Here is a 13,540-nt window from a genome sequence, read left to right as displayed (position 1 = left end):
AGCCCTCATCTTTGAGGGCTTTTTTAAAACACGACAAATGCTTTTTTAATATATCCCTCTTTGTCAATATATTCTACTTTATAAGTATCTCCTAAGACTCCTTTTAATTTTAGGATGTCTCCACGAGTTGCAATCGCTATTATTTCTCCTTCCTCGTTTGTAATTTCTGCTTGATTAGTGAATACTTGAAGATATATATTCTCAAACTTCAAATGAACGTATTTTGTGGATTTATTTCCATCGTTGTCATAAGCAGATATTTCAAGCATATTTGATGTAAGTTTTTCAGGATTTATTTCTAAAGATAGATAGTAAGATTGGCTGTTAACTAAAAAAGTTTGACCTAATATTTCAACTTTTGTAATTAGATTATTATCAAAAACGCTGAGAAGCAAAGAGTTGTTTTTATCTGATATCAAAAATTCTGACGGTACATTTATAACAGGACCCTCTAAGATAGGAATGCTTATAAATTCTTTCCTTTCGAAGGTTACAGCTTCGAAAAGGCTTATAGGATTATTTTTGTAGAAAAATTTGCTTTCTTCTTGTTCAGGGATATTAGTGGTATACTCCCCATTTTTTCTATAGGAAACAGAATAGCCTTTTTCAAAAATAATACTTTGCAAAGGTATATTGTTTTGCTGAAGATCTATAAGGCTCAATAAATTTCCTTTACTCAAGGCATACAAATACCTTTCATCATTACTCCAAGTTAAATCAACAATTTCACCATTCGAAATATTCATAGTTGATTCTAAGTTTCCATTTTTACTGTTCCATATATAGACATTTCCATCAGTTGTTCCAGTGGCTACGTAATTATCATCAGGGCTCCATTCAATTGCCTTTATTGGAGCTGTAATAATCTCAAATCTCTTATAGAATTGATTAAATCTTCCATCCCACAGTCGTAAAGCCCCTTCAAATCCTCCCATAGAAAGAAAATTTGAATTACTAGCCCAATCCAGTGACCAAATAATGTAGGGGAATTCTTCGATGTAAATTGTATTTTCAAAGTCGGGAAAAACTGATATGCTTACTTTTTTATCTAAGCTTGCCACTGCTATCTTAGTTTCGTTGTAATTAATAGAAATATCTTTTATCCAATTGCTATGAAGATTTTCAACTTCCTTATAAACGCTCAAATCAGGTAGGGTAACTACATAAACATTATTTTCCCATCCCCCTGCAATTAAAAACTTTTCCGAAGGGGAAATCTCCAAAGTGGTTAATTTAAAATCACTTATCTTCTTATTTTCTATTAATATACCCTCAGGGTCGTAAAGCGACAGGTATCCAGAATTTTCTGAAAGTATCAAATATCCATTTTTTGTTATTTCAAAGTCAACTACTTCTTCAGAAAAAGAAAAATGAGTCTCAACTACTCCTGAATCAATATTAAAAATACCTATTTCACTGTTGGAAGTTAAGTAATAAATAAGATTATTATTTCTTGTAATTTTTAGAACATCGGGTTTTTTTAATTCCAATAATTTTTCAATTGATTTTGAATAGACATTTAAAGAGTATAGACTAACTCCATCGTTTAGGTAAAGTGTATCGCTTTTGTCATGACTCCATTCAAGAGATTTTATATTAAAATTATCAAGCTTTAGTTCTTGGAGTATTTTTAAAGTTGAAGAATCAAAAAGGATGATCTGATTATTCGTAGTCAAAACAGTAAAATTTTCATTCGATGGTGAAAATGCGACCTCTTTAATTGTTAAACCTAATGAAAAAGAATTTATTATCTTCAAGTCTTTATCCAATACATAAATATTTCCATTCATTGAAAAAGCAAGTGTATTATCATTTACCATCGCTAATTTAATTATTGAATAATTATCAATTTTGATGGATCTTACTTCTTTATTGTTTAAATAATCAATCAAATAAATATTACCTAAATGGTCTGCTACCAATATTGTACCCTCATCGTAAAATTCTGCAACCGTTGGTATAGTTGAAAACCTCCGTTGAAATTCTACCCTTCTTTTGGTAATATTGTATACGTAGACCGTTTTATCTAAGGAAGTAAATACTATTTTATCTCTAAAACTAGATAAAGAGGAAATAGATTCGTCGGTTACGTTTATTTTGTAATTAAGAAGAGAGGTATCGTTGTTAAACACTTCTATTGTCCCATTACTTTCTGCGATTATAGTATATTTATTGTCGAGGATCCATTCTACATGAGTCGGTATAGAAGAAGCTGAGTAATAACGATTAATGCACTTTTCCTTCAAATCATAAGTTTTAAGGTAGTTATTCTCTACAATTGTGGAAATATCGCCAGTGTTTTTATTTACAAAAAAATCAATAATGTCTGAATGTTCAAAATTATTTACTATTAAATTGGAGAAGATGTTAATACTCAAAATAATCAAGAAAAAAATTACGAAGAATTTTCTCAAAGCACTCAACTCTCTCTCAAAGATTTTTGATTCTCTACTAACTATTATATTATATAATAAAATGATCTTAAAAAGAATCCAAGAATAAAAATTAAAGACTTTAAAAAATGAACAGTGCTGGGTGCGGACGGACTGAGCGGGGCCAGGGGCGCTAAGCAAGATAAGGAGGCTTTAAATTTGAGTGAAAAAGTGAAAATAATTAATGTAATAAAACAAGGGGATAACTATTTTGCTACCATAGAGAATAACCCTTTTTATCCTGATGGAAAAGGTGGGCAACTTGGAGATAGGGGTAAAATTGATATCGCTGAAGTTTTAGGTACCACAGAAACAGGAGTTATCTTAAATAAGCATTTAAACCCAGGTGAATATTTTTATGAAATAGATAAAAAAAGAAGATTTGATATAGCTCAACAGCATACTGGACAACATATATTGTCAGCCGCTTTTGAAAGAATAGGCTCATTAAAAACCGTTAGTTTTAAGATGGGTGAAGAATATTCCACTATAGATTTAGATGGACAGAATATTGAAGAAGAATTGTTGAATAAAGCCCAAGAACTTTCAAACGATATAATTTCTAAGTGCATAGAAGTGGAAGAAATATATACGGATAAAGAACGAGCCCAAAAATACAATTTAAGAAAACCTCTAAGTGATAAAATAAGTGGTGAAGTAAGGCTGATAAAAATCGATGATTTTGATATATCTGCCTGTGGTGGTTTCCATGTGAAAAACACAGGAAATATCAATCTTTTAAAGATAACAAATACAGAAAAAGTAAAAGGGAATTTAACGAGGGTATATTTTTTAGCGGGTCTTAGAGCCATTAATGATTATTCACAAAAAGATTCGATTTTAAAAAACATTTCTTCTATCTTAACATCTGGGTTGTATGATTTGGAAAACAAAGTAGAAAGTCTATTAAATGAAAACAAAGATTATAAGAATCGTATGAAGAAGTTAGCAGAAAAAAATGCTTATTATCTTGCAAAAGATTTAATCGAAAAGGCGCTGGTAGTAAATAAAAATAAAATAGTTTATTATAAAAAAGAGGATGAAACAGCAGATTTCTTACACAAATACGTCGATTTGAAAGATTACACACTCATTGTTGAGGATGAAAAGGACAAAACCTTTTCTATTTTCTCAAAAAATATTAACTGTAAAGAGTTAATAGAAAAATTAAAAACAAATAACAACATCAAAGGTGGGGGAAGCGAAGTAAGAGGTAACATAAGCGGCGACATAAAACTTGAAGATATTCTCAAAATATTAGAAAAATAGCCCAAGGTTGGGCTATTTTTCAGAAATAAACCTTCTAATTCTTAGATTCAAATATTTTCACGTAAAAATTCTCTAAGTTTTGTTCGTTTGTGTTGTTCTGAAGTAAAACTATATTTGTATACGGATCATAATTTTTACCGGGTTCATAGACTTTGGAATTTGGATCCAAGTCCAATAATCTTTCTATTTGATCTTTTGATAAACGAAGAGTTTTTGGAAGAATATGTATGTTTTTACCTAATCCATCCTCTATAAATTTATCGAGGCTAATCTCTTCATTTTTTTCATAAGATACATATTTCAGGATATCTATAAATATATCAGCTGGATATCCCCCTGTGATTGCTCCAAAAGGATTTTGTTGTTCGTCAAAGAATACAAAGGTTGGTGTATATCTTGCACCAAAGGCATAAAACAACTGGCCATAATTATATTCTTCTCCTTGAAATGTGGCTTTTTCAGTGGTAGGAAAGATTTCAACAAAAACAAATTCTGTGCGTAGCCATTTTTGAATCTCTTCATCCAACAGTGTTGTTTCTTTGAATTGAGTACACGCTGGGCATGTAGGTGATGAAAACATGACTACTACTTTTTTGTTTGTTAATTCGGCAACTTCGAAAGCTTCATTGAAATTTTCAAAAACAAATTCCTCTAATGGGACAGAAAATATTGTAATTACTGATAAAATAAATAACGATACAACGAAAAATTTTTTCATAAGGCACACCTCCGTTTTATATTACACTTATATTGTTAAAAATCCCAAAGGAAACCATAGTCCCCACTACCATAAGCGCAATACCGCCAATAATTCTCAAGGATTTTTGCCATTTAGGTTCTCCTAAAGTTACTTTAGATAATATTTTACTGACAATACCGCTAAAGAATAGAAACGGGATGGAAATTCCCAGAGAATAAACAAAAAGCAAAAGGGCTCCTCTCAATGCTTGGCCTGTAGTCGTTGCTAAGGTTAGAATCGAAGCCAATATTGGACTTGCGCACGGGATCCATACTAAAGAAATTAAAATCCCAATTAAAAAGGCGGAGAAAAAGGAATTATTTTTATTGTATTTTCTTAGGTCTATATTCTTTGCAGAAATCAAACTTTTATTCATCAAAAACAGAAATCCAAATAATATTATTAAAACACCAGCAACTATGTTAATAACGCTTTGATACATTGCAAGCATCATACCAATACTACCAGAAATACTGCCTAACAAGGCAAAAAAGAGAGAAAGGCCAAGAAAAAAACCCAAACTCCTTTTGATGACCAAAGGGGTGTTTGAGATATCAGGGATCACCAATGCAAAAAAAACGGGTATTAAAGGGAAAACACATGGGCTAAAAAATGATAATAACCCACCAGAAAACGCAGTTAAAAAACTAACAGAATTTGTTATGGCAAGAGAATTCATCCGATTTACTCCTTTTTCCAAATTATAAAAAGTTAGCCATACCCCGCCACGGTATTTTAATTGTATCACATAAAATAGAGTTTTAGCAACAAAGATTTGTATTTCTATAGCTAACCTAGTAAGAAATATTTGTTTTTTCTTCAATGAATAGAGCCTCATTTTTTGTCCGATGGGTTTACTACTTTGGTAATCAATATTAATTTGAATGTAATAAAAATCGTTTATAATTCTTATACCCTCCCCCAGTGGGATGGATAAAAAGAGACAATTTTATGAAACACGAAAAGATTCTTAGAAAACTTAAAACAGTGCGTGGTTAAATTGATGCAGCTATAAAAAGTTACAATAATTTGGAAAGGAGTGATAAATTATGATGGGATTCGGTTTGGGAATGATGTGGGGAGGATTTTCTTTGATTTTCTTGATAATAATTATCATAGCAGCGATTTATTTTATTAATAATAAGAATGACGATAATTCGAGTTCATATCACAACAATAATAATGACTTTCCTCATCAAGTTGATAGAGCTGAAGAGATCGCTAAAGAGCGTTATGCTAGAGGTGAAATAAGCAAGGAAGAATTTGATCAGATAATAAAAGACTTGAAATAGGATTAAAAAAATAAAGGTTGTAGGGACAAAAGGGCTTGACTATGAGGAGCATGAGTAAATAGATTTCTGGAGAGGAGTGTATATTATGGGATATTGTTATCTGTGGGGTGCTTATGGTCAGAGTATTCTAGGTGGATATTGGTGGATTATACCTTTGCTTTTCTGGGGATTGCTTGCAACGGTAGTTGTGCTATTGTTTAGGGCAAACAAAAAACGCAGCAGCTATAATGCTCTAGACATTCTCAAACAAGAATATGCTCTGGGGCGGATTTCCAGAGAAGAGTATTTGACCAGGAAAAAAGATTTAAAGTAATATTTAAGTAATATTTAAATAATAAAAGTCGGGAGATCGAATCTACCGACTTTTATTAGTGCACCCAGCATGGGGCAATAGCTAAGTGGTGAAAGTCCGCTGTGGGTCAGGTAGCGGGAACCACTAGTCGAAGGCAACGGTACCTACTGTAGTGTGGGAGAAGGTAGATAAATTAATTATCTACCTCCTATCCGATGATCATATCTTTTTTGATGACACTTCCATCACTGTCGTATATTTCGAAATGGATCTTTTTTATTTTCAAAATATTTACTGGGTCGTAGGATTTCACATCTATTTTGAAATCGTTGTCTGCTTTTGTTATATCTATTATTAAATTACCAAACTCTCCTTTTGTGAAATTGTAAGTGGTTCCATCGTCATCATAATAATTGTAAACAGCGTGATCGCTAACCAAACCAATGACTGTTAGTTCTGTAATTTCTTTTTCACCAACATAATTCATAGGCTCGGATAGAAGTATCAAGCTATTCTCTTTTATGAAAAGAGGAATTTCATTTAAATCTGCTTCAATGTAATAATCTCCCGGTTCATAAACTTTCATATTTCTTTCTTCGTATTTAGAAGCTGTCCAATTAAGCCACTTCACTTCTGGCAAGTGTAAATATCTTCCCTTTTTGTTTTGTTCATAAACGGGTGCTACCATCAAAGATTCTCCGTACATGTACTGATCTTCTATATCTTTCACCCTATCGCCTTCAAATACAAAAGATAAAGGTTTTACAAATGGAACAGATTCTTTTACGGAGTTCATATATTCTGAGTAAGTATACGGTAGAAAAGCGTATCTGAGCCTCACTATGTCTCTCATGATGTTCAAAGATTCTTCATCGAACTGCCAAGGCTCCTGAGGCCTTGTATTTAGTGCAGAATGGTTTCGATAAAATGGTGTGAACGCTCCTAACTCCATCCATCTTATGACTAATTCAGCAGATGAATCAGCTCCAAAGCCACCAACATCAGCTCCCGTATAGAAAAATCCCATCATATTTAAAGATTGCAGCATTCTTATATTAACAATCATGTGTTCCCACCAAGATTTATTATCCCCCATCCATATTGAAGCCATCCTGTGGAGGCCTGGATAACTGCTTCTTGAGAGTAGCAGGTATCTTTCATTCGGGCATAACTCTTTCAACTCATCTGCAGTAGCTTTTGTCATGTTGAATCCGTATAAGTTATGAACCATATCGTGATTTATTAAACTACCATCGTCTAATTTATGGTAGAAGCTTTTATAATCTTCTCTGTTATTAGCTATTTTCAAAAGTGTTTCTCTTGCCAAGAAAACTTCTATACCGGCATTTTCCTTATTTTTTTCCAAACTTTTTAACAGTTCGATGAGATTGTCTAAACCTTTAGGGGTATAAAATATTGAAGGTTCGTTCATATCGTTCCAAAAGCCTTTTATTCCCATATCTGTAAAGAGCTTATACTTCTTGCCCCACCATCTTCTGACTTCTGAGTTCAAAAAGTTTGGAAAGTGCGTAGGTCCTGGCCAAACAGCTGCAACAAAATCATTACCGTTTTCATCCACACAGAAAAATCCTTTTTCCTTGCCTTCTTCGTACATTGAATAGTCTTTTTCTATTTTTACCCCGGGGTCTATGATCGGTATAACTTTTATTCCCATTTCTTTTAGGTCTTTCACCATCCCTTCGTAGTTAGGGAATTTATCTTTGTTTATAGTGAAAACCTTGTAACTATCCATGTAGTCTATATCTGTGTAAATGACGTCACAAGGAATTCCCGTTTCTCTAAATTTTTTTGCTACATTTCTAACTTCCTCTTCAGAGAAGTAACTCCATCTTGATTGCTGAAACCCAAAAGCCCATTTTGGAGGGATGTAAGGTTTTCCAGTTAAATTAAAGTATTCCTTTATTATGGATAGCTTTTCATCAGAATCAAAGATATACAAATCAAAATCTTTTGAAGGGACGGTTATCTTTAAAATATCTTTATCTGTAAAACCTATGTCAAAGATAATTTCGGAAGGATAATCAATGAACAATCCGAAAGTATTTTTTCCATCCAAGATCATAAAAGGGTGAGAACCATATAAAGACATTTTTTCAGGGGTATGTTCAGGATCATCAGTGTTGTAGAATCTGTATATTTTACCTCTTTTGTTCAATGCCCCTAAAGTTTCTCCTAATCCATATACAACATCTTCTTTTGACATCTTGTATATGAAATTTATTTTGTTGTTTTCTTCTTCAATTTGGAAATACGGGATAGTATCGTTCTGTTGGAAATCGTTGCTTTCTAAGTCAACTATCACCGCCCCAGTTTTAAAAGGTTTGCCACTTCTGTACAAAGTAGTGTATTGCGTTAACTGCGTCTTTGTGAACATAATAGATAAATCCTCCTCCGGTCTAAAAAATATATGGTTTTTAAAAACTTTAAGACTTTATAGATAGTGTTTTTACAGGCTACTTTCTATTAATTTTTCTTCTTTTAATCTTTGCAGATAATGTTCGACTTCTGCCTTTAAATCTTCCTCAATTCCCAACTCTGCTTTTGCTATTAAAATAGCTTCTTCTTTTGAAAATCCTAGTTCAAATACGTTCAAAAATATATCTAAGAAATCTCTAAAGTTAGGTACTTTTTCTCTAACTTGGTTCATCCATTTTATATCTTCGATATTGTACCACGAATCAGAAATTGGCCCAATATTTTTTCTTATCTTTCTTTTTTGTGAAGGGATCAAATTAAAGTCAATTTTTTCCTTAAAAAATTCAATTAATTCTTCTTCAACGTCTCCATATTTAGAGAGTTGCTGTAGTTTTAGGTACGTCATATAATTTACATAATTGGTGATGAGTTTGCTTTGAACATTGGCTAGCTTGAAATGATTGTTTATAATTTTGCCTTTTACTTGTGCCGAAACTTCTTGACTCATATTGTCTAAGTCGTAGATAGTTTTTAAAACGGCTTTTCCTATCCAGTCAAGGGTATTTTTTGAACAATTATCAACCGTGTCGTCACTTGAATGGTAATACCTATCTGGCCAATTCGTTAATGACACAGCCGGTATTCCCAAGTTTGGATCTGAAAACATGTAATGGTCCGAACCTCCTGAATATCTTTCGAAAGATAATCTAAAAGCAGGATATTCTAAGTTCACGTAAAGAAGTTCTCCTAAAAAAGATGGTATTGCCCAAGGGGAAGGAGTTAATTTAAGAGTTGATCCTGTTTTAAATTGATCTTCCCCAACCATATCTAAGTTTATAACATAAGCGTTTTTTGGAAATTCTGTTGTTAAATAAGCAGCTGTACCGTACATCTCTGCTACCCAAAGACCAATAATTTTTCTGTTTAAGTGATTTTGGAATTTTTCTAATACTCTCATTACTTCTGACAGTAGTGCAGAGCCGCTTGCATTGTCGTTAGCTCCCGGTTTTGGATGACACAGATGAGCAGTTAAAATAATAGCTGGTTGGTCGGTATCTTTACCTATATTTTCTTGTAAGACTTCTAGGGTATTTGTTCCTTGATCTGCATCCAAAAAGGCTTCTATGTAAACTTTTTCTTTTTTAAGCTTTTCCCTTAATTCTTGAAATTGATCGTAAGATAATGCGTAACCATAGGCGTACTTATTTTTAAAACTTGGGAAAGAAGTATAATTAATGGTATCAGGTAAAAGATTCGGAGTTCTTCCTATGGATTTGTCTTGAGCTTTCATATAATAACTGAGGACACATCTTGCGTTGAATTTTTCTATAGCATAGTGGTAGACTAGGGTGGGATTACCATCAGCCAATACCGCATTTCCCGGTTCAAAATTTTTGTAGTCTTCCTCTGTTTCTCCCTTTCCTACATCGAAGACTTCCAGTTTCTCTACACCGTCAGTTTTATCTGATAAGAATATTGCCGAGATAGGTGTTAGAGAAAGATCAGAGACGATGTATTTTCCATTTTGATATTTTAAAAAGCCTCCGTTTAGATTCCAACTTGGAGGACTTTGCCATGTGTTGTAAGTTTTGTCCATAGGGAAGGTAAGCAAAGTTGAATTTTTCAAATAATTTTGAATTATCTCCCTCGCTTTGGAATATTCCAAGCTACCTTTTGCTCTGTGAAAACCAGAGATTTTTCTAATTAATTCCAAGGCATTTCTCGAAGAAAATTCGTAAAATATATCTTTTAAGTCTATCATTTCGTTCCCCCCCGTTTTCAAAGAATGTCTTTTTCTTCTATAAGGTCACTGCAGGCTTGTTCGGGAGAAACATGGTTTATATGAAAGCCTGTACCCCATTCAAAACCAGCAACATTAGTTAATCTAGGTAATATTTCTATATGCCAATGATAATATAGTTCCACTCCGTCTATAAACGGTGAAGTGTGTATGAATAAATTAAATGGGGGATCGTCGAGTTTTTTATCAAACCTTTTGGTTATAATAGAAATGGTTTTTGCTAGATCTTCAACTAATGTCGGTTTGTTTTCTAAGGATCCGAAGTCATGTGAATGTTTTAGTGGAAGTAACCATGTTTCGTATGGAAATCTGGAGGCGTAAGGTTCTATAACAATGAACTCATCTGTTTTGAAAACTACCCTTTGTTTGTCCTTTAACTCTTGGCTTATTATGTCACAATAGACACATCTTTCTCGAAAGTCATAATAAGATTTGGAGCCTTCTATTTCGGATTTAATCGTAATAGGAACGATAGGAGTAGCAATGAGTTGTGAGTGCGGATGTAAAAGGGAAGCACCAGCTTCTTCTCCTTTGTTTTTGAATATTTGAACGTATTTTATTCTTTTATCTTTTCTTATTGTTTGGAACCTTTTTATGTAAGCCCATATTATTTCTTTTATTTGATCTATTGGCATATCTGCAAATTTTGCGTTATGTTGTGGAGTTTCTATAATGACTTCATGATATCCATAGCCAGACATTTGGTCATATATCCCGATACCTTGTTTTTTGAGTTCGTTTTCAGAGTGGAGTGCTGGAAATTTATTTGGAACAACACGAACCCACCATCCTGGGGAGTTTGGAGTAGAGTTAGCATCTCTAAAGGCTATTATTTCTTCCGGGGTACTGTATTCATTTCCATAATCAAAAGGGCAGAATGAGTCTTCTGATTTTGGCTGTTGTTTTTTGAAATCCATGGGTCTTTTCGATCGTTCGGAAGATATTATAACCCATCTTTTTATTATAGGATCTTTTCTCAATTCCATCATTTCAGTAACCTCGTTTTTTGTCAAGGGCAATTTTGTATAATTCGATGTATTTCTTGGCGGTTTTTTCGTAAGAGAAGTCTTCTTTCATACAGTTTTCAAAAATATTTGTCCAATCATCTTTCCTTTTTTGGTGAAAGTATATGGCTTTCATTAAAGTGTATAATAAATCCGCTTCTTTGTATTCATGAAACCCAAACCCTGTTCCTTTTTTATCTTTAGGGTTGTATTCTGAGACGGTATCTTTCAACCCTCCAGTGTATCTTACAACAGGAACGGTACCGTATCTCATTGAGTACATTTGGCCTAATCCACATGGTTCATACTTAGAGGGCATCAAAAATATATCAGATCCTGCGTATATCTTTTGAGCTAAATCAACATCGAAGGTTATGTTTATGGATATCTTTTTAGGATAAAGCTTTGTCAACGTAACAAAGTATTCTTCATATTTTTTATCTCCTGTTCCTAATAGCACAAATTGAATATCATTGAGTAACAATAAGTCCATTATTTTTGAAATTAAATCGATTCCTTTTTGCTCAAAGAGCCTACCAATAAAAGAGATCAGGGTTATATTTTCATCCTTAGTGAGCCCTAAGTATTCCTGTAAACTTGTTTTATTTTTTAACTTGTCTTCGTATGATTCAATGGGATGAAAAATATGAGGATCTTTTAAGGGGTCATAAATGCTATAGTCAATGCCGTTTAATATACCAAACAAATCCTCAGATCGAACCTTTAATATACCTTCTAGCCCATAACCGTATTCTTCGCTTTGTATTTCTTTTGCATACGTGGGACTCACGGTATTTATTATATTACTGAACAAAATTCCGCCTTTCAACACATTTACTTTTCCATAATATTCCAGAGCGTTCATGTTGAAGAGGTAATTTGGTAATCCAGCCTGATTTAATACTTCAGGGTTAAAAAGTCCTTGATAACCTATGTTGTGAATAGTTAATATTGTTGCTATCTTTTTTAAAATGTTGTCTTGTAAATAATGGGTTTTTAGATATACAGGTATAAGAGAAGTGTGCCAGTCGTTTATGTTGATAACGTTTGTGTCGGGTTCGCATTCTTTTATAGTTTTTAAAGCAGAATCACAGAAGTATGAAGTCTTCAAAAAGATATTTTCTTCATCATATATGTTTTTTGAATCATAGAGAGAATCGGTTTTTATGAAATAAATTACTACAGAGGAACCTTCTAAATAACTTTTATAAACACTGAAAGGAGATTTATGTGTATGAGAATCAGGTATTAAGCCTGTTTTTACAACCTCAAATTTAGAAATATCATAATTATTTTCTATGTTTTTATGAAAAGGCATCACAACGTATATATCTTCTCCTGCATTTTTAATATATTTTGGTAAGGCTCCAGCTACGTCTGCCAAGCCTCCAGCTTTAGCAAATGGAGAGACTTCGTAGGATACGTAAGCTATTTTCATAATATGTATCGCCTCCTAGTGAGTAATTCTGTCTTTTCTTTAAAGATTCTAAAAACTTGTTTTAGCGCCCCTTCGCCCCGCTCCCCGCCCATAAGGAAAGGTGGAGTAGGGCTTTGCCCTTTCACCCCGCTCCCCACCCGTAAGGAAAGGTAGAGAGGGCTTCGCCCTTTCACCCCGCTTTTTTACCTGTCTTTGTCTCCATTTTCTTCGTATATACCTTCATACTCTATATTTTCTTCGTCCAATATATCAGAAATGAGGTCGATATTTTTAATGCCTAATTTGAGACTGATCATTCTCTTTTCGTCACTTATTTTGGCGGTCATTAGAGAGAGAAGGTTGATTTTTCGATTCGCAAATATGCTCAAGAGTTTGCCGAGTTCACCAGGAACGTCATTTATCTTTATTAAAGCTCGTGTTCCTGTTTCATCAATAGCTGAGATGGTTTTAAAGGCTTTTAAAACTTCAAAAAGTCCAAAGATTCCTACAGGGCGCATTTCATTGTTAACAACGGGTAAAACTCTAGCTCTGTTTTCTAACATCAAAACTAGAGCATCTTCTAATAAGTCAGTGTCAAATAAAAAAGAGTCGGTAGGATCTAATATTTCTATTAATTTCGTATCTAAGCCATAAGAAGAAAATGTAGTTGTTATATCGTTGAAAGTAATGAGGTTGTACAGAGTCCCATCTCGTCTCACAACGACCAAATTTTCTTCTTCACTGCTTATTTTATCAAAGGCTTTTTGCAAGGTTTCGGTATATTCAATTGCTTGAAAAGTATCATTTTGCCATAATTTTACATACATCATACAACCCCCAATATAATCTGTAAGACTA

At 33.2% G+C, this 13,540-nt stretch carries 11 protein-coding genes; 3 read left to right on the top strand and 8 right to left on the bottom strand.

The genetic code is table 11. The features are described 5' to 3' along the window. Nucleotides 1–23 precede the first annotated feature (23 nt). Nucleotides 24–2,414: a WD40 repeat domain-containing protein gene (locus PMOB_RS05735; protein ID WP_041534077.1), complete on the bottom strand. Its 2,391-nt coding sequence runs from the start codon at nucleotides 2,412–2,414 to the stop codon at nucleotides 24–26. A gap of 177 nt (nucleotides 2,415–2,591) precedes the next feature. Here PMOB_RS05735 and PMOB_RS05730 point away from each other — a divergent pair, with 177 nt between their 5' ends. Then, on the top strand, nucleotides 2,592–3,701 hold the full coding sequence (locus tag PMOB_RS05730; RefSeq protein WP_012208933.1) for an alanyl-tRNA editing protein: 1,110 nt from the start codon (nucleotides 2,592–2,594) through the stop codon (nucleotides 3,699–3,701). A 34-nt stretch (nucleotides 3,702–3,735) separates the two neighbouring features. Here PMOB_RS05730 and PMOB_RS05725 read toward each other — a convergent pair whose 3' ends face one another. Together PMOB_RS05725 and PMOB_RS05720 are read right to left on the bottom strand one after the other, a co-directional pair. Then, nucleotides 3,736–4,419 (bottom strand): thioredoxin family protein, encoded by a 684-nt coding sequence (locus PMOB_RS05725; RefSeq protein ID WP_012208932.1) that lies wholly within the window; start codon nucleotides 4,417–4,419, stop codon nucleotides 3,736–3,738. A gap of 16 nt (nucleotides 4,420–4,435) precedes the next feature. Continuing rightward, complete coding sequence (locus tag PMOB_RS05720) at nucleotides 4,436–5,263, bottom strand: cytochrome c biogenesis CcdA family protein (RefSeq protein WP_196793015.1); 828 nt, start codon at nucleotides 5,261–5,263, stop codon at nucleotides 4,436–4,438. Nucleotides 5,264–5,489: 226 nt separating this feature from the next. Here PMOB_RS05720 and PMOB_RS05715 point away from each other — a divergent pair, with 226 nt between their 5' ends. Both PMOB_RS05715 and PMOB_RS05710 read left to right on the top strand, forming a co-directional pair. Beyond that, a complete protein-coding gene (locus PMOB_RS05715; protein ID WP_012208930.1) occupies nucleotides 5,490–5,732 on the top strand; it encodes an SHOCT domain-containing protein in 243 nt (80 codons plus the stop codon). Between the two features lie 85 nt (nucleotides 5,733–5,817). Further along, nucleotides 5,818–6,045 carry an SHOCT domain-containing protein gene (locus PMOB_RS05710; protein WP_012208929.1) on the top strand — a complete coding sequence of 76 codons (228 nt, stop codon included), beginning with the start codon at nucleotides 5,818–5,820 and terminating at the stop codon, nucleotides 6,043–6,045. 187 nt (nucleotides 6,046–6,232) lie between these two features. Here the strand turns inward: PMOB_RS05710 and PMOB_RS05705 are convergent, their stop codons facing one another. The 5 genes from PMOB_RS05705 to PMOB_RS05685 all read right to left on the bottom strand — a co-directional run bounded on the left by PMOB_RS05705 (nucleotide 6,233) and on the right by PMOB_RS05685 (nucleotide 13,512). Next, nucleotides 6,233–8,419, bottom strand: coding sequence for a TIM-barrel domain-containing protein (locus PMOB_RS05705; RefSeq protein ID WP_012208928.1), 2,187 nt, complete (start codon nucleotides 8,417–8,419; stop codon nucleotides 6,233–6,235). Nucleotides 8,420–8,491: 72 nt separating this feature from the next. Next, nucleotides 8,492–10,222, bottom strand: coding sequence for a DUF4910 domain-containing protein (locus PMOB_RS05700; protein ID WP_012208927.1), 1,731 nt, complete (start codon nucleotides 10,220–10,222; stop codon nucleotides 8,492–8,494). A gap of 17 nt (nucleotides 10,223–10,239) precedes the next feature. Beyond that, a complete protein-coding gene (galT, locus tag PMOB_RS05695) occupies nucleotides 10,240–11,250 on the bottom strand; it encodes a galactose-1-phosphate uridylyltransferase (protein WP_012208926.1) in 1,011 nt (336 codons plus the stop codon). Between the two features lies 1 nt (nucleotide 11,251). After that, nucleotides 11,252–12,703, bottom strand: coding sequence for a glycogen synthase (locus tag PMOB_RS05690; protein WP_012208925.1), 1,452 nt, complete (start codon nucleotides 12,701–12,703; stop codon nucleotides 11,252–11,254). Nucleotides 12,704–12,885: 182 nt separating this feature from the next. Then, the gene (locus PMOB_RS05685; protein ID WP_081429248.1) at nucleotides 12,886–13,512 is read right to left on the bottom strand and encodes a CBS domain-containing protein; all 627 of its coding nucleotides are present in this window, start codon (nucleotides 13,510–13,512) and stop codon (nucleotides 12,886–12,888) included. Nucleotides 13,513–13,540: the final 28 nt, after the last annotated feature.

Source organism: Petrotoga mobilis SJ95, assembly GCF_000018605.1.
In the GTDB taxonomy this organism is placed as follows: domain Bacteria; phylum Thermotogota; class Thermotogae; order Petrotogales; family Petrotogaceae; genus Petrotoga; species Petrotoga mobilis.
This window is presented reverse-complemented; position numbering and strand designations above follow the sequence as displayed.

What these genes read in the sequence shown, in the direction of transcription:
- PMOB_RS05725 (WP_012208932.1), bottom strand. Translation starts at nt 4,419, where the DNA reads ATGAAAAAATTTTTCGTTGTATCGTTATTTATTTTATCAGTAATTACA.
- PMOB_RS05705 (WP_012208928.1), bottom strand. Translation starts at nt 8,419, where the DNA reads ATGTTCACAAAGACGCAGTTAACGCAATACACTACTTTGTACAGAAGT.
- galT (WP_012208926.1), bottom strand. Translation starts at nt 11,250, where the DNA reads ATGATGGAATTGAGAAAAGATCCTATAATAAAAAGATGGGTTATAATA.
- PMOB_RS05690 (WP_012208925.1), bottom strand. Translation starts at nt 12,703, where the DNA reads ATGAAAATAGCTTACGTATCCTACGAAGTCTCTCCATTTGCTAAAGCT.
- PMOB_RS05700 (WP_012208927.1), bottom strand. Translation starts at nt 10,222, where the DNA reads ATGATAGACTTAAAAGATATATTTTACGAATTTTCTTCGAGAAATGCC.
- PMOB_RS05710 (WP_012208929.1), top strand. Translation starts at nt 5,818, where the DNA reads ATGGGATATTGTTATCTGTGGGGTGCTTATGGTCAGAGTATTCTAGGT.
- PMOB_RS05715 (WP_012208930.1), top strand. Translation starts at nt 5,490, where the DNA reads ATGATGGGATTCGGTTTGGGAATGATGTGGGGAGGATTTTCTTTGATT.
- PMOB_RS05685 (WP_081429248.1), bottom strand. Translation starts at nt 13,512, where the DNA reads ATGATGTATGTAAAATTATGGCAAAATGATACTTTTCAAGCAATTGAA.